15 protein-coding genes are annotated in these 16,349 nt (G+C 41.7%); 12 read left to right on the top strand and 3 right to left on the bottom strand.

Annotated features, from left to right (window positions below; translation table 11 throughout):
- The first annotated feature begins 76 nt into the window (after window positions 1-76).
- The 10 genes from MHI23_RS11135 to MHI23_RS11090 all read left to right on the top strand — a co-directional run bounded on the left by MHI23_RS11135 (window position 77) and on the right by MHI23_RS11090 (window position 10,161).
- A complete protein-coding gene (locus MHI23_RS11135; RefSeq protein ID WP_342491963.1) occupies window positions 77-1,069 on the top strand; it encodes a carbon-nitrogen hydrolase family protein in 993 nt (330 codons plus the stop codon).
- 114 nt (window positions 1,070-1,183) lie between these two features.
- Window positions 1,184-2,428, top strand: a complete 1,245-nt coding sequence (locus MHI23_RS11130) for a DNA polymerase IV (protein WP_024422908.1) — start codon at window positions 1,184-1,186, stop codon at window positions 2,426-2,428.
- A 98-nt stretch (window positions 2,429-2,526) separates the two neighbouring features.
- The gene (gndA, locus tag MHI23_RS11125) at window positions 2,527-3,936 is read left to right on the top strand and encodes an NADP-dependent phosphogluconate dehydrogenase (protein WP_024428028.1); all 1,410 of its coding nucleotides are present in this window, start codon (window positions 2,527-2,529) and stop codon (window positions 3,934-3,936) included.
- 116 nt (window positions 3,937-4,052) lie between these two features.
- Entirely contained in the window at window positions 4,053-4,901 is an 849-nt protein-coding gene (locus MHI23_RS11120) for a GRP family sugar transporter (protein WP_024428029.1), read from the top strand.
- A gap of 12 nt (window positions 4,902-4,913) precedes the next feature.
- Complete coding sequence (locus MHI23_RS11115) at window positions 4,914-5,699, top strand: SDR family oxidoreductase (protein ID WP_056767269.1); 786 nt, start codon at window positions 4,914-4,916, stop codon at window positions 5,697-5,699.
- Between the two features lie 140 nt (window positions 5,700-5,839).
- Complete coding sequence (locus MHI23_RS11110; protein WP_024422905.1) at window positions 5,840-6,151, top strand: PTS sugar transporter subunit IIB; 312 nt, start codon at window positions 5,840-5,842, stop codon at window positions 6,149-6,151.
- Window positions 6,152-6,154: 3 nt separating this feature from the next.
- On the top strand, window positions 6,155-6,487 hold the full coding sequence (locus tag MHI23_RS11105; RefSeq protein ID WP_024422904.1) for a PTS lactose/cellobiose transporter subunit IIA: 333 nt from the start codon (window positions 6,155-6,157) through the stop codon (window positions 6,485-6,487).
- Window positions 6,488-6,512: 25 nt separating this feature from the next.
- Window positions 6,513-7,859, top strand: coding sequence for a PTS cellobiose transporter subunit IIC (celB, locus tag MHI23_RS11100; RefSeq protein ID WP_024428031.1), 1,347 nt, complete (start codon window positions 6,513-6,515; stop codon window positions 7,857-7,859).
- Window positions 7,843-9,249: a glycoside hydrolase family 1 protein gene (locus tag MHI23_RS11095; protein ID WP_029706057.1), complete on the top strand. Its 1,407-nt coding sequence runs from the start codon at window positions 7,843-7,845 to the stop codon at window positions 9,247-9,249. Before celB ends, MHI23_RS11095 begins: the two co-directional genes overlap by 17 nt.
- A gap of 189 nt (window positions 9,250-9,438) precedes the next feature.
- Entirely contained in the window at window positions 9,439-10,161 is a 723-nt protein-coding gene (locus MHI23_RS11090) for a GntR family transcriptional regulator (RefSeq protein WP_024422902.1), read from the top strand.
- A 47-nt stretch (window positions 10,162-10,208) separates the two neighbouring features.
- On the opposite strand, the gene zwf is transcribed toward MHI23_RS11090, so the two are convergent.
- Window positions 10,209-11,684, bottom strand: coding sequence for a glucose-6-phosphate dehydrogenase (gene zwf, locus MHI23_RS11085; protein WP_024428033.1), 1,476 nt, complete (start codon window positions 11,682-11,684; stop codon window positions 10,209-10,211).
- Window positions 11,685-11,905: 221 nt separating this feature from the next.
- Here zwf and rnz point away from each other — a divergent pair, with 221 nt between their 5' ends.
- On the top strand, window positions 11,906-12,835 hold the full coding sequence (gene rnz / locus MHI23_RS11080; protein WP_041117908.1) for a ribonuclease Z: 930 nt from the start codon (window positions 11,906-11,908) through the stop codon (window positions 12,833-12,835).
- A gap of 139 nt (window positions 12,836-12,974) precedes the next feature.
- On the top strand, window positions 12,975-14,282 hold the full coding sequence (locus tag MHI23_RS11075) for an aminotransferase class I/II-fold pyridoxal phosphate-dependent enzyme (protein WP_024428034.1): 1,308 nt from the start codon (window positions 12,975-12,977) through the stop codon (window positions 14,280-14,282).
- Between the two features lie 46 nt (window positions 14,283-14,328).
- Here the strand turns inward: MHI23_RS11075 and MHI23_RS11070 are convergent, their stop codons facing one another.
- Together MHI23_RS11070 and namA are read right to left on the bottom strand one after the other, a co-directional pair.
- Window positions 14,329-15,093, bottom strand: coding sequence for an alpha/beta hydrolase (locus MHI23_RS11070; RefSeq protein ID WP_024422899.1), 765 nt, complete (start codon window positions 15,091-15,093; stop codon window positions 14,329-14,331).
- A gap of 120 nt (window positions 15,094-15,213) precedes the next feature.
- On the bottom strand, window positions 15,214-16,230 hold the full coding sequence (gene namA, locus MHI23_RS11065; protein ID WP_080708051.1) for an NADPH dehydrogenase NamA: 1,017 nt from the start codon (window positions 16,228-16,230) through the stop codon (window positions 15,214-15,216).
- Window positions 16,231-16,349 lie beyond the last annotated feature (119 nt).

Genomic DNA, 16,349 nt, shown 5'->3' with positions numbered 1-16,349 from the left:
AAAATAGTAAATGTCATCCAAACTTCATATTTCCTATCCTATAATGAGGGGGATAAAAGAAATGGAGGTTTTGAATATGACAAGTATTTACCCAAAGTTTCGAGCAGCTGCCGTGCAAGCAGCACCTGTCTACTTAAATTTGGAAGCAAGCGTTGAGAAATCATGTGAACTGATCGACGAGGCAGCTTCAAATGGTGCAAAGCTTGTGGCATTCCCAGAAGCATTTTTACCTGGTTATCCTTGGTTTGCTTTTATTGGTCATCCAGAATATACGAGAAAGTTCTATCATGAATTATATAAAAATGCCGTTGAAATCCCTAGCTTAGCCATTCAAAAAATCAGTGAGGCAGCAAAAAGAAATGAAACGTATGTTTGTATATCATGCAGTGAAAAAGATGGCGGCTCCCTCTATTTAGCTCAGCTTTGGTTTAATCCAAATGGGGATTTAATAGGAAAACACCGGAAAATGAGAGCTTCTGTAGCAGAAAGACTCATTTGGGGGGATGGAAGTGGAAGTATGATGCCAGTCTTTCATACTGACATTGGAAACCTTGGCGGATTGATGTGCTGGGAGCATCAAGTCCCGCTTGATCTTATGGCGATGAATGCTCAAAATGAGCAAGTACATGTAGCCTCTTGGCCAGGTTATTTTGACGATGAAATTTCAAGCAGATATTATGCCATCGCGACACAGACATTTGTGCTGATGACATCATCTATATATACGGAAGAAATGAAAGAAATGATTTGTTTAACGCAGGAGCAAAGAGATTACTTTGAAACATTTAAGAGCGGGCATACGTGCATTTACGGGCCGGACGGGGAACCGATCAGTGATATGGTTCCTGCTGAAACGGAAGGAATTGCTTACGGTGAAATTGATGTAGAAAGAGTCATTGATTACAAGTATTATATTGATCCAGCTGGACACTACTCCAATCAAAGTTTGAGTATGAATTTTCATCAGCAGCCCACTCCGGTTGTAAAACATTTACATCATCAAAAAAATGAAGTATTCACATATGAGGACATTCAATATCAACATGGTATACTTGAAGAAAAAGTGTAAATGAACGTGAACCCTTCTCTTTTTTAGAGAAGGTTTTTTTGAGGAAAGATGAAATAAATCAATGTATAATCAAAAATAGCTGATCAAAATTTAGGTAGACAAGAAAATGGGGTTATGCCAATGTCAAATATTATTTTTCATATAGACATGAATGCTTTTTATGCCAATGTAGAAATGGCGTATGATCCTTCTTTGCGAGGGAAACCTTTAGCCATCAGCGGAAATGCAAAAGAGCGTAAAGGGATTGTTGTGACGTGCAGCTACGAGGCAAGAGCACTAGGTGTGAAGCCCCCGATGCCTTTGTGGGAGGCGAAGCGGCTATGTCCGGGACTCATTGTCCGCACACCGAACTTTGACCGGTACCGCAGCTCCTCACAAGAGATGTTTACAATACTAAGAGAATACAGTGATTTAGTCGAACCTGTATCGATTGATGAGGGCTATATTGATTTAACACATACGCCATATGCCGAGCATGCGGTAAAAACGGCTCATGATATTCAAACAAGGCTTGTAGAGGAACTGATGCTTCCTTCAAGTATCGGCATTGCACCGAATAAATTTTTAGCGAAAATGGCGTCTAATTGGAAAAAGCCAATGGGCATCACCATATTGCGTAAACGAGATGTTCCGAACATGCTCTGGCCGCTCCCTGCTGGTGATATGCACGGGGTTGGACAAAAAACGGCAGAGAAATTAAAAAAAATCGGAATTCATACCATTGAAGACTTAGCGAAAGCGAATGAGTATACGCTAAAAGAATTGCTTGGCATTAATGGACCGAGATTAAAGCAAAAGGCGAATGGTGAACATGACGGCATCGTAGACCCAGAAAGAATATACGAATTTAAATCCGTCGGCAATTCATCCACTCTTCCTCATGATTCGGATGATTCAGATGAACTTGTCACGTTAATTGATAAGCTGTCACAATCTGTGAGTGCAAGGTTAAGGAGAAAAGAAGTGATGGCGAACCGGCTGCTCATCATGATTCGGTATGCAAGCTGGAAAAATATCACGCGAAGTGTCATGCTCACAAATCCAACGGATCGAAAAGAAGACATATTTGAAGCGGCAAAGCAGTTATTCCTTAAACATTGGAATGACCAGCCAGTGAGGCTCTTAGGTGTGACGGGGACAGACCTTGTCGAACGAAAAGCAGCTGTTAAACAGCTTGATTTATTTTCATATACAGAAGATGCAAAAGAAGAGCCTCTCCAAACCATTTTAGATGGACTGAAAGAAAAATATGGAAAGTCATTGGTGCAAAGAGGGATCACTATTAAGGAAAAAGAGAGCAAAACAAGCGGGACAAGTTTTAATAAAGATTTTTTTCAGGACGAAAGAGGAAATGACTAGCCTGAAAACTTGATAAAAGAGGTGATGTTGTGGTAATTTCAAAGGGTACATCATTTCAGCAGTAATCAATATAGTGTGTTAGAAGGGACGTCAGAATTATGTCAAAACAACAAATCGGTGTGGTTGGACTAGCCGTTATGGGGAAAAACCTTGCCCTCAATATTGAAAGCCGCGGTTTCTCCGTATCCGTTTATAACAGATCTAGCAGCAAAACAGAAGAGTTTCTTCAAGAAGCAGAAGGAAAAAACGTTGTTGGCACATACAGCATCGAAGAATTTGTTCAGTCGCTTGAAACACCGCGTAAAATTCTTTTGATGGTAAAAGCTGGTGCAGCAACAGATGCAACCATTCAATCATTACTTCCTCACCTAGAGAAAGGTGACATTTTAATTGATGGTGGAAATACATATTACAAGGATACACAAAGACGTAACCAAGAGCTTGCAGAAAGTGGCATTCACTTTATTGGTACAGGTGTTTCCGGCGGTGAAGAAGGCGCGCTAAAAGGTCCTTCCATCATGCCAGGCGGTCAAAAAGAAGCGCATGAGCTAGTGAAACCAATTTTAGAAGCGATCTCTGCGAAAGTAGATGGCGAGCCTTGTACAACGTATATCGGCCCAGATGGAGCAGGACATTATGTCAAAATGGTTCATAACGGTATCGAGTACGGAGATATGCAATTGATCTCTGAATCATACTTTATCTTGAAGCATGTTGCTGGATTATCAGCAGGGGAGCTTCATGAAGTATTCTCAGAGTGGAATAAAGGCGAGCTTGACAGCTATTTAATCGAAATTACAGCTGACATTTTCACAAAAGTGGATGAGGAAACAAACCAGCCGCTTGTGGATGTGATCTTAGATAAAGCTGGTCAAAAAGGAACTGGAAAATGGACAAGCAAAAGCTCACTTGATCTAGGTGTCCCGCTTCCAATCATTACTGAGTCTGTTTTTGCGCGCTACATTTCAGCAATGAAAGATGAGCGTGTGGAAGCAAGTCAATTGATCGAAGGTCCAGAGCCAGCACAATCAGCTGAGAATAAACAAGAGCTGATCGAAGCAGTTAGAAAAGCCCTATTCATGAGTAAAATCTGCTCTTACGCACAAGGCTTTGCTCAAATGAAAGCAGCGTCTGATGAATATAACTGGGATTTAAAATACGGTGAAATTGCGATGATCTTCCGCGGCGGATGTATCATTCGTGCAGCCTTCTTACAACAAATTAAAGAAGCATATGACCGTAATCCTGAACTGAAAAACCTATTGCTTGATCCATACTTTAAGGATATTGCTCAAAACTATCAATCATCACTTCGTAAAGTCATTTCACTTGCAGTGGAACAAGGAGTTCCTGTTCCTTCATTCTCAAGTGCACTTGCTTACTTTGATAGCTATCGCACAGCTGTCCTTCCAGCGAATTTAATTCAAGCACAGCGTGACTATTTCGGTGCACATACGTATGAGCGTACAGATAAAGAAGGCGTATTCCATACTGAATGGATGAAATAAACAGAGAACGACTGAAAAACCTTACCTTTGGTAAGGTTTTTTTGTTTGCATCTTTTCGGCTAAAAATGTGAAAAAGAGGGATGCTATGTAAAAAAGACAAGAAAGTAGGGATAGAAGTGGGCATCTTATATGCACTTCTCCCAGCGATATTTTGGGGAAGTATTGTTCTCATCAGTGTCAAACTAGGCGGGAATGCGTATCAGCAAACCCTTGGCATTACGCTCGGCGCGTTTTTATTTTCGATTGCTGCCTTTTTCATCAAAATGCCAGAGCTGACACCGCTTATTTTTGCGGTTTCCGTCATTTCAGGCATCTTCTGGAGTATTGGACAAATGAATCAGCTTTCAAGTGTTGCTTTTCTCGGTGTGTCTAAAGCGGTTCCTTTATCAACGGGCATGCAGCTTGTGAGCACAACGCTATTTGGCGTCATGGTCTTCAAAGAATGGCAGACGATGACGGTCATACTCATTGGTTCTTGCGCCATTTTACTGATCATTGCAGGGGTTGTCATGACATCGCTCGGTCAAAAAAAGAATGGCGGCGGGAATGGCAGAGGCAATTTTAAAAAAGGGATCATTATTCTGCTCATCTCAACCGTTGGCTACGTCGGATATGTCGTCATTTTAAGATGGTTTGATATTGATGGCTGGTCTGCACTTGTCCCGCAATCCGTCGGCATGCTGCTTTCATCCTTAGCGATTAGTTTAAAGCAGGACCCATTTAGTAAATATACGTTTAGAAATATCATTGCCGGTCTTGTTTGGTCAACAGGAAATCTTGGTCTGCTTTTGGCCATTCCATTAATCGGCGTAGCCGTCAGCTTTTCGATGTCACAAACAGGGATTGTCATCTCAACACTAGGCGGCATTTACTTATTAAAAGAGAAAGCATCTAGAAAAAGCTTTGTCATTGCAGGCTGCTTGATGATTATTGCAGGCGGTGTGCTGCTAGGCTTTACAAAATAGGAGGTTACACGAATGTATCCAGATTTAGAAGGAAAAACAGTTCTGATTACAGGTGCAGGTACAGGGATTGGTCAAGCGATGGCCCGCCGATTTGGACAAGAAAAAGCCAATGTGGTGATTAATTACTTCTCTGATAAAGAAAATCCAGATGATACCATTGCAGAAATTCAAAAACATGGCGGAAAGGCTGTGAAAATCAAGGGAGACGTATCAAAGGAAGAGGATATGCAGGCGATGATTGATAAAGCCGTTGATACATTCGGCAGTCTTGATGTGATGATCAATAACGCAGGCATTGAAAATGAAGTACCCTCTACAGAAATGACGCTGGATAATTGGAACAAAGTAATGTCTACCAATTTAACAGGCATGTTTCTAGGGTGCCGTGATGCACTGAAGTATATGACGGATCATGGAATAGAAGGCTCGATCATTAATATGTCGTCGGTTCATCAGCAAATTCCTTGGCCTCATTTTGTCCATTATGCAGCTAGTAAAGGAGGCGCAAAGCTTTTGACAGAAACATTGGCGCTTGAATATGCCCCTAAAAAAATCCGTGTAAACAGCATTGCACCAGGCGCTATTGATACCCCGATTAATGCGGAGAAATTCGATGATCCAGCATTGAAAAAAGGCGTGATTGAGCTGATTCCAATCGGCTATATTGGAAAACCAGAAGAAGTGGCAGCATGCGCTGTCTGGCTGGCATCAAAAGAGGCGAGCTATGTCACAGGCCTGACGTTATATGTAGACGGCGGCATGACAAAGTATCCTGGGTTCCAGGCAGGAAAAGGATAAGATAATTAAGAAAAAGAGCGTATTGTACGCTCTTTTTTATATTAAATACAGACAAATGAAATTAAATGTCTAGACATTTAAAAATAAAAATATATAATATTAATTGGAAGCGCTTTTATTACAACAATGGGGTGAGAGAAATGAAACGTATTTTATTAGCATGCAGTTCGGGAATGTCTACGAGTTTACTAGTGACAAAAATGAAAGCACATGCCGATTCAATTGGGGACGAAGCAGAAATTTGGGCAGTTGGTCAAGATCAAGCAAAAAAAGAAATGGCGAATGCAGATGTTGTGTTAATCGGACCGCAAATGAGCTTTTTAAAAGGAGACCTCCAAAAAGAAGCAACAAAATACGGGATTGAGGTAGAGGTCATTGATATGCAGGCATACGGGCTTGCCGATGGACAAAAAGCATATGAACAGGCACTTACATTGATGGGGGAATCTTAAAGGATGGAAAAGAAAACACTGGAAGGGCTCACGGAGGAACAAGTGAGCTTTCAATTGATCTTACACAGCGGGAATGCACGCAGCAAATTGCTTCAGGCTCTGAAACAATATCGAGAAGGTCTAGAAGAAGAAGCTTTTAGTCATATGAAAGAAGCGGAAGAAGATTTACGGCTTGCACATGACATCCATTTTCAACTCGTGCAGAAAGAGGCAGGAGGAGAAACAACATCCTTTTCCCTATTGCTCATGCACGCTGAAGATCATTTAATGTCGACCATTACCATCAAGGAGCTTGTGGGAGAGCTTCTGCCGATATTCCAATCGCTTAAACAATAAAGGGTGTAAACAAGGGGGGAAACCAATGTTTGATAAAATAAGTGCCATTTTGGTTCCGATTGCTGGGAGATTGAACAACAACCGATATTTAGGCGTATTACGTGATGCCTTTATGCTTGCGTTCCCGCTCACCATCTTTGGTTCCATTATGGTTGTGCTGATGAATTTGCCATTTTTAGATAGAATCATGAGTAAAACCGTACTGGAGGGCGTCCAGTCTGCACTGAATATCGCACCAAGTGCGACCATCAGCATTATGAGTGTGTTTGTTGTATTTGGGATTGGCTACTATTTATCAAAAAGCTATGATGTAGAAGCTGTCTTTGGCGGCGTGATTGCTTTAGCCTCTTTCTTGCTTCTAACTCCGTTTTTACTAGAACAAGAAGGCGGTGCAACGATTGCAGGCGTTATCCCAGTTGATCGTTTAGGTGCAAAGGGGATGTTCCTAGGAATGATCACAGGCTTTTTGTCTGCTGAAATTTATCGTTATTTTGTCCAAAAGAAATTTGTGATCAATATGCCGCAAGGGGTTCCGCCAGCTGTTTCCAAGTCTTTTGCTGCACTGATCCCGGCTACTTTGACACTTACAACCTTTTTGCTCATTAATATCATCATTACACAAGGCTTCAAAACAAATATGCATGATTTAATTTATCATGCCATTCAGGCGCCGCTTGTCGGTCTTGGAAGCGGTATTATTCCGACGTTGATCGCTGTTTTCTTTATACAAATTCTTTGGTTCTTTGGGCTTCATGGCCAAATTATTATCAACTCTGTCATGGATCCGATTTGGAATACATTGTCCATTCAAAACCTAGAGAGCTACACAAAAACAGGTGAGGTTCCTAATATCATCAGCAAGCAGTTTATTGAAATCTATACGGTTGGAATGGGTGGAACCGGTATGACGCTTGCTGTTGTGTTTACGATTTTAATTTTCCTGAAAAGTAAGCAATTAAAACAAGTAGCCAAGCTAGGCTTAGGACCAGGATTATTTAACGTCAATGAACCGATTATCTTCGGTTTACCGATTGTCATGAATCCACTTATTCTCATTCCGTGGATTTTGGCGCCAATGGTCATTACATGTATTACTTATTTTGCGATGGCATCAGGCATTGTACCGCCTCCGACAGGCGTGAATATCCCATGGACAGTGCCGATCTTTATTAGCGGAATGATGGCAACTAATTCACTAGCGGGCGGTCTGCTTCAGTTGTTTAACCTGATGATTGTGTTTGTCATTTGGTTCCCGTTCCTGAAATTTATTGACCGTATGAATGTAAAAAATGAAAAAATAACGACAACAGAAAAAACGAAGGCAGCAAACATCAAAGGTGAAGGAGACTCAATACATGTCGATGGAAACTAATAAGCAATCATATACATTTCCAGAAGGTTTCTGGTGGGGATCTTCTGCTTCTGCGACGCAAACAGAAGGCAGCGTCCCCGGCGATGGAAAGGGACCGAACATTTGGGATCATTGGTTTGAACAAGAGCCAACTCGTTTTTTTGATGGCGTAGGACCAGACGTGACATCTCAATTTTATCGAAAATATAAAGAGGATATCCGTCTCATGAAAGAAATTGGCCACAATTCATTTCGGCTGTCGATTTCATGGTCACGCCTTTTACCAGAAGGAACAGGTGCTGTGAATGAAGAAGCGGTGTCTTTTTATAATGATGTGATCAATGAACTGATTGCACATGATATCGAGCCGTTTGTGAACCTATACCATTTCGATATGCCAATGGCACTGCAGGAGAAAGGCGGCTGGGTGAACAGACAGGTGGTTGACGACTATGTGAGCTATGCAACATTATGCTTCCAATTATTTGGCGACCGGGTGAAAAAATGGTTTACCCATAACGAACCGATTGTTCCTGTAGAAGGCGGATATATGTATAGCTTTCATTATCCAAACGAAGTTGATTTCCAAAAGGCTGTACAGGTCGGTTTTCATGAACTTTTATCAAATGCGAAGGCGATTGCGGCTTATAAAAAGCTGCAGCAAGGCGGTAAGATTGGCATCATCCTAAACCTGACTCCTTCGTACCCGCGAAGCCAGCATCCGCGCGATGTAGAAGCAGCAGAGATGGCCGATGCTTTCTTTAACCGTTCCTTCTTAGATCCTGCGGTGAAGGGGCATTTCCCGGAAAAGCTAGTAGAAGTCTTAAAGAAAGAAGGCTTTATGCCAAGTATGGAAGAAGGGGACCTTGAGCTCATTCGAGAGAATACGATTGATCTTCTAGGCATCAACTATTATCAGCCAAGAAGAGTGAAAGCGAAAGAGCATATGCCGCATCCTCAAGCACCATTTATGCCAAACCATTATTTTGATTCTTTTGAGATGCCGGGAAGAAAAATGAATGTGTACCGAGGCTGGGAAATCTATGAAAAGGGCATTTACGACATATTGAAAAAAGTCCAAACAGACTATGATAATATTGAATGCTTTATATCTGAAAATGGAATGGGCGTCGAAGGAGAAGAGCGGTTTAAGGATGAAGAAGGAATGATTCATGACGATTACCGCATTGACTTTATTTCTGAGCATCTCAAATGGGTGCATCAAGCCATTCAAGAAGGAAGCAATGTGAAAGGCTATCATCTATGGACCTTTATGGACAACTGGTCCTGGTCGAATGCATATAAAAATCGTTATGGATTTGTCTCAGTTGATCTTCAAAAAGACGGGAAACGAACGATTAAGAAAAGCGGATACTGGTTTCAATCCGTTTCAAAGAATAACGGTTTTTAATCAAAATACTTGCTCTTTCCTTGAAAAGAGCAAGTATTTTTCTTATGTGACGGTAAGTGGATGAAACAAAAATGGCTGGCACCTTTTAAGCTCACATCCCTTAGTGTAAAATGAGAGGAAGGCTAAAAAACGCCATATTTCCTTCTAGAATAAAGCGCTATGAAAAAACAAGTCAGTTGGTGGTGTGAGATGAAGAAGTACGAACTCATTTCAGAAGAAATCAGAAAACGAATAGGAACAGCCTATTATCCAGAAGATCAACCCATTCCAGATGAAAACTCGCTTGCCGCCGAATTTCAATGCAGCAGAATGACAATGAAACGTGCGCTTGATCTTCTCGTTGCAGAAGGTCTGCTCTTTAGAAAAAGAGGCCACGGTACATTTATTGTAAAGGCAGCGCTCAATCAAGGAGCAATCAATGTATCAGGCCATGAAAATAAAGGGTTCACAAAGGTCATGGCGGATAAAAACGTCACGACTCAAATCATTCATTTTGATGTCCATTTTCCAAGCGAAGAGGTGGCAGCCCATCTATCTATTGACTCAACCACACCTGTTTATGATATCATCCGGCTCCGTCTTGTGGATGAAGAGCCTTACGTATTAGAAAAAACGTTTATGCCTGTCAATCTCATTAAGGGCATAGATGAAGAAGTTCTACTGGGTTCTATCTATGGCTACATTTCAAATCAGCTTCATTTAAAAATAGCAGGTGCGCACAAGAAAATTAGGGCGGCTAAATCAGATCAGCTGGATCAGCAGTATTTAGGGTGTGACCCAACAGATCCTGTGCTTGAAGTCGAGCAGGTTGCTTATTTAAACGCAGGGCAGCCGTTTGAATACTCATTTAGCCATCATCGCTATGATAAATTTGACTTTTCAACGGTTGAAATCACGAAAACAGGACGTTAAAAAAAGAGCAGAACCCCCAAGGGAGACTGCTCTTTTTTCATTTGATTTTATATATTCCACCAATGGTATCCATCTTTTTCTAGAAGCTCATCAGCTTCTTTCGGTCCCATAGAACCAGCAGGATAGTTTGGTTTTAATGTTTTGCTTTCTGCCCATTTCTCAGAAATCGGATCAACGAAGTTCCAAGAAAGTGCCACCTCGTCCCAGTGAGCAAAGTTTGTTGCATCGCCTAGCAAGCAGTCATGAATCAGCTTTTCATATGCTTCTGGTGTATTCATGATGTCGTTATAGTTTGTTTGGTAGTCAAGCTTAATCGGTTTCGCATACGTGCCGCCATCGAGCTTGCGAGCATTCAGGTGAAGGGTGATGCCTTCATCTGGCTGAATATGAATGACGAGTAAGTTTGGATGCATGGCATTTCCGTTTCCATAGTATAGGTTCATTGGAATGTCTTTAAATTGAACTACGATTTGAGTAGATTTCTTTTCTAACCGTTTTCCTGTCCGAATGTAAAATGGCACCCCGGCCCATCTAAAGTTATCAATCAGCAGTTTCCCTGCCACAAATGTTTCTGTGTTTGAGTTCGGGTCAACATTTTGCTCTTTCAGATAAGAAGGAACCTCGCTGCCATCAATCGTACCAGTATCATACTGTCCGCGGACAAAGAATTGATCGACCTCATCTTTAGAAAAAGGACGAAGAGCGCGCAATACTTTCCGTTTTTCGCTGCGGATTTCCTCTGTATTGAGTTTAATTGGCGGCTCCATTGCTAAAAGGGCAACCATTTGAAGCATATGGTTTTGGACCATATCTCTTAGTGCACCAGAATTTTCGTAATATCGAGCCCGGTCTTCAACCCCTAAGGATTCACTGGATGTAATTTGAATGTTTGAGATATAGCGGTTTGTCCAAAGCGGTTCAAAGATAGCATTCGCAAAGCGGATGACCTCAATGTTTTGAACCATTTGTTTACCAAGGTAGTGGTCAATACGATAAATTTGATCTTCTGTGAATGCATCACGAATTTCTTCATTTAATGTTTTGGCACTTGGCAGATCATGCCCAAATGGCTTTTCAATGACAAGTCGTGACCAGCCGGTTGTTTCTGATACGCCCTCACTCTTTAGGAACTTCGCAATCGTTCCGAAGAATTCCGGTGCCATAGCTAAATAGAACATGCGGTTATTTGGAATACTGTACGTATCTTCAAGACCTGTTAGAAGCGTGTTAAGCGATTGATAGGAAGCAGGGCTTGATACGTCAAAATCGTGATAATAGAAATGTGAAATGAATTCTTCTGTTTTCGCTTCTGCATCATCAGAAGAAACAGATTCTTTTACCACAGCTCTGAGGTCCTCATGAGACCATGGACGGCGTCCAACTCCGACAACAGCGAATTGATCACCTAGCTTTCCGCTATGATAAAGTCTATGTATAGAAGGGTAGAGCTTGCGTTTGGCAAGGTCTCCTGTTGCGCCAAAAATGACAATGACTGCTTTAGGGTTGTTAGTTTCTGTATTCACGAGAAGTACCTCACTTTATTCGTAGCATTGTTGTAAAAACCGAGAATGTATGTACATTTTCTTTATTTTAAAGCTTCATTGTTCGTAAAGCAAACATTTGATTCGACTTTTTCTGCTCTCGTTTCACTTTTTTCAAAAATTCCGCTGAATTCACATTTACCTTGTCTTCATGTATTCTATATGAATGAAGATATTGTATACCGGCTTTAGGAGGAAAAGTAATGGAACTGCTCTTTTTAGGAACAGGTGCAGGCATTCCTGCAAAAACAAGAAACGTCACTTGCACAGCGCTAAAGCTTTTAGAAGAAAGAAATGCAGTGTGGCTTTTTGATTGCGGAGAAGCAACGCAGCACCAAATCTTACATACAACGATTAAACCGAGAAAGATCGAGAAAATATTTATCACACATATGCACGGTGATCATGTATATGGCCTTCCGGGGCTCCTTGGCAGCAGATCCTTTCAAGGCGGGGAGGATGAATTGACGATCTATGGACCAAAGGGCATTAAGGCCTTTGTGAACGCAGCACTTTCAGCTACACAAACGCATTTGACATATCCGCTGCATATCATAGAAATAGATGAAGGGGTCGTGTTTGAAGACGATACCTTTCAAGTAGAAGCAAGAAGAGTCTCTCACGGGATTCCAGCTTACGGCTATCGGGTTGTGGAAAAAGATATGCCTGGTTCATTAAAAGCGGAAGACCTAAAAGAAATCGGTGTAAAACCTGGACCTTTGTATCAGAAGTTGAAAAATGGGGAAACCGTGACACTCGAAGATGGAAGAACCATTGATGGAACCGATTATTTGGAACCCCCTAAAAAAGGGAGAATCGTTGCATTTTCAGGAGATACCCGTTTGTGCGAGAATATAACAAGGCTTGCCAAAAATGCGGATGTGTTAGTCCATGAAGCAACATTCGGTAAAGAAGATGCAGATTTAGCCTACAATTATTATCACAGTACAACAGAACAAGCAGCGAAAACAGCAGAGGAAGCAGGCGCAAAAAGGCTCATTTTGACCCATATAAGTGCACGTTACCAAGGAGAAGAGGCACTGAAACAACTGTTGAAAGAAGCCCGCGATATATTCCCGCTGACAGAAGCTGCACATGATTTCTCTTCTTTCCCCATTGAACGAAGCCTGTAAAAATTGGATGAATCGTCAAAAAAAGTTGTGTGATTTTTTTGATATTTATGATGACGCTCTTTTTCAGGTAGTGGTAAAATGGTGAAGAAAAAACAAATGACGAATTAAACTATGAAGAATACGGGAGGCACAATCAAAGATGAGCGGTTTTACAGCATTAAGTGAAGCAGAATTGAATGACCTATATGTGGCACTACAAAATGAGTATGAAACTTACAAAAGTAAAAACTTGCACTTAGACATGTCTAGAGGGAAGCCTTCACCAAAACAGCTCGATTTGTCTATGGGCATGCTCGATGTTGTGACATCAAAGGATGCAATGACAGCTGAAGATGGCACAGATGTGCGAAACTATGGCGGCTTGACAGGCCTTCCTGAAACGAAGAAATTTTTTGCAGATGTACTCAATTTAAAGCCAGAACAAATCATCATCGGCGGTAATTCAAGCCTGAATATGATGCATGATACCATTGCACGTGCGATGACTCACGGCGTATGTGACAGCAAAACACCTTGGGGAGAGCTGCCAAAGGTAAAATTCCTTGCACCAAGCCCAGGGTATGACCGTCATTTTGCCATTTGTGAGCTATTTAACATAGAGATGATCACGGTCGATATGAAGGCTGATGGACCTGATATGGATCAGGTAGAAAAATTGGTCGCAGAAGATGAAGCGATTAAAGGCATTTGGTGTGTACCTAAATATAGCAATCCAGACGGCATTACGTATTCAGATGAAGTCGTTGACCGCCTAGCTTCAATGAAAACAAAAGCAGACGACTTCCGCATTTTTTGGGATGATGCATATGCAGTCCACCATCTAACGGATACACCTGATACGTTAAAAGATATTTTTCAAGCAATTGAAGAGGCAGGATACCCGAACCGTGTGTTTATGTTTGCGTCTACGTCTAAAATTACATTCCCAGGCTCAGGTGTTGCACTGATGGCGTCTAGCCCTGACAATGTAAGCTTCACTCAAAAGCAATTATCGATTCAAACGATCGGACCAGACAAAATTAATCAACTAAGACATCTTCGTTTCTTCCAAAATCCAGAAGGTTTGAAGGAACATATGAAAAAGCATGCAGCGATCATTAAGCCAAAATTTGATCTCGTTCTTTCCATTCTTGACGAAAAACTTGGCGGGAAAGACATTGCTGAATGGCACAAGCCAAATGGCGGATATTTCATTAGTTTAAATACACTTGATCATTGTGCAAAAGCTGTTGTGCAAAAAGCAAAAGAAGCAGGTGTCACAATGACAGGTGCAGGTGCAACATACCCATATGGAAAAGATCCGCTTGATCGTAACATTCGCATTGCACCAACATTCCCGGCTCTTGAAGAACTAGAGCAAGCGATTGACATCTTTACATTATGTGTTCAGCTTGTCAGTATTGAAAAGCTGCTTTCAGAAAAAAGTCAATCTGCTCCAACGGCATAAATAAAAGAAACTCCTTGACTCATAATGGGTCAAGGAGTTTTTTATTTTAATTAGCAGTTTGATAATAGGAGACAGGTTGTTTGGCTGCGCACCATACATCATAGATAGCAAGCTGTACAATATGCGGTTCATCATGATGAATATAGTGCGAGCTGTTTTGCGCCTGAATCCATCCGCTTTGGGATGACAAAGACAGCATGCGTTTATGAAGTCTGAGCCAAGCTTCATGAGCCGGGTGAAACAATCGGCTCTTACCTGATGAAATGACAAGAAGCGGCATCATTCCATAATGGGTTTGCTCCTCTTTGATTGTGCTTAGCATTTGCTGAAAGTCCTCATGCGTACATTCTGCTGTAAACTGCGCCATATATGAAGTGCGTTCTTCCTTTGATAAAAGAGGCAGGATCACCTGCTCTTGCTCCTCACTTGCCGGATCTAACAGCACCATACCAATGACATCATCTCCTCTGCGGCTTGCCCATAACCGGCTGACAAGAGAGCCAAATGAGTGAGCGACAATAAGAAATGGCGGCTGAATATTGGCTTCTTTCAGCAGTGCATCTAAATCATCAGCGAGGTCATGCAAGGTTCTTCCTTCACCGCTCTCACTGCTCTTTCCATTTCCTAAACGGTCGTATAAGAAAACCCCAAGCTCTGGGTCAATATCACGTGCCATATTCGACCACGTATCACTAGAAATGCCGTAGCCTGCTTCAAAGATAATCGTGGCTTGCCTTTTGCCTTGACGATGTTTTGTATAAAAGTGGTGTCCATCTATATGATACATTTTTTCAATCATTGCCGAATTCATCTTTCCATCTCCTCTAAGTGGTTCTTTAGCTAAAAGACGGCACAAAAGGCAGATATGTTTCTCTTAAAAACAAAAAAGATGCCTATTTCGAAAAATAGACACCTTTTTTCCTAAGAGCTTTTACCAAGCGCGATCATATTGACGCGGGCTTTCGATGGATGTACGGAGCTCTTGAGCAGCTGTTTTCGGGAAGTATGGATCCCGTAAAAATTCTCTGCCGATAAAGATCAAATCCGCACGCTGATTTTGTAAAATCTCCTCTGCCTGTACACCAGATGTAATCAGACCGACAGCTGCTGTTTGAATGCCGGCTCCTTCTTTTATTTTCTCTGCAAATGTTACTTGGTAGCCGGGGAATGTGTTGATTTTCGCCTGCACGACAGCACCTGAGCTGACATCAATTAAGTCGACACCTTGCTCTTTGAGCCAAGTGGCAATCCCAATATAATCTGCAATATCAAGTCCTTTTGTCGTGTAATCAGAAGCCGACACACGGACAAATAAAGGTCCGTCCCATACGGCGTTGACTGCGTCTACGACTTCTCTTAAGAAACGATAACGGTTCTCTGGTGAACCGCCATAGTCGTCTGTTCGGTGGTTCGCCAGCGGTGAAAGAAATTCATTGATCAAATAGCCATGTGCACCATGAATTTCAATGATGTCAAAACCCGCTTTTTTTGCCCGTACAGCTGCATCCTGAAACGCCTGAACGGTATCTTTGATTTGATCAACAGACATCTCGACAGGGGTTTTAGATGTTTCATCAAATGGGATGCTTGATGGTGCAAGAATGTCTCCATCAAGTTCAGCCTTACGTCCTGCATGGGCTAGCTGGATGGCTGTCTTCGTTCCGTATGCTTTGATTTGTTCGTTTAATGAAGCGAATCCTTCGATGTGCTCATCGCTCCAAATACCGAGGTCTTGATCACTAATTCTTCCCTCAGGAGATACAGCACTTGCTTCCACCATGATGAGACCAGCCTGACCTTGTGCACGGGAAATATAATGTGTGAAGTGGAAAGGCTGTAATTTCCCATCACGGTCATAGGATGAATACATACACATCGGGGACATCACGATGCGGTTTTTCAGTGTAACACCTTTTAATGTCCAAGGTGAAAAGAGTTTTGTTTCCAAATACCTTCGCCTCCTCATGGAATTGTATAGCCGATTATAACAGCCATTCAAACTTTCGTCATAAAAGGTGCTCAAAGAATATAGCTTTTATACACGTTTTTGTATAATGGAGAGATAGA

Origin of the sequence: Bacillus sp. FSL M7-0003 (assembly GCF_038628485.1) — a bacterium.
GTDB lineage: Bacteria > Bacillota > Bacilli > Bacillales > Bacillaceae > Bacillus > Bacillus safensis.
The sequence above is the reverse complement of the archived record's forward strand: the minus strand, read 5'-3'. Positions and strand labels throughout refer to the sequence as shown.

Excerpts from the sequence above, each read along its gene's own strand:
- MHI23_RS11115 (WP_056767269.1), top strand. The coding sequence starts at position 4,914 with ATGTATCCAGATTTAGAAGGAAAAACAGTTCTGATTACAGGTGCAGGT.
- celB (WP_024428031.1), top strand. The coding sequence starts at position 6,513 with ATGTTTGATAAAATAAGTGCCATTTTGGTTCCGATTGCTGGGAGATTG.
- MHI23_RS11110 (WP_024422905.1), top strand. The coding sequence starts at position 5,840 with ATGAAACGTATTTTATTAGCATGCAGTTCGGGAATGTCTACGAGTTTA.
- MHI23_RS11105 (WP_024422904.1), top strand. The coding sequence starts at position 6,155 with ATGGAAAAGAAAACACTGGAAGGGCTCACGGAGGAACAAGTGAGCTTT.
- MHI23_RS11075 (WP_024428034.1), top strand. The coding sequence starts at position 12,975 with ATGAGCGGTTTTACAGCATTAAGTGAAGCAGAATTGAATGACCTATAT.
- rnz (WP_041117908.1), top strand. The coding sequence starts at position 11,906 with ATGGAACTGCTCTTTTTAGGAACAGGTGCAGGCATTCCTGCAAAAACA.
- MHI23_RS11130 (WP_024422908.1), top strand. The coding sequence starts at position 1,184 with ATGCCAATGTCAAATATTATTTTTCATATAGACATGAATGCTTTTTAT.
- MHI23_RS11090 (WP_024422902.1), top strand. The coding sequence starts at position 9,439 with ATGAAGAAGTACGAACTCATTTCAGAAGAAATCAGAAAACGAATAGGA.
- MHI23_RS11135 (WP_342491963.1), top strand. The coding sequence starts at position 77 with ATGACAAGTATTTACCCAAAGTTTCGAGCAGCTGCCGTGCAAGCAGCA.
- MHI23_RS11070 (WP_024422899.1), bottom strand. The coding sequence starts at position 15,093 with ATGAATTCGGCAATGATTGAAAAAATGTATCATATAGATGGACACCAC.
- gndA (WP_024428028.1), top strand. The coding sequence starts at position 2,527 with ATGTCAAAACAACAAATCGGTGTGGTTGGACTAGCCGTTATGGGGAAA.
- MHI23_RS11095 (WP_029706057.1), top strand. The coding sequence starts at position 7,843 with ATGTCGATGGAAACTAATAAGCAATCATATACATTTCCAGAAGGTTTC.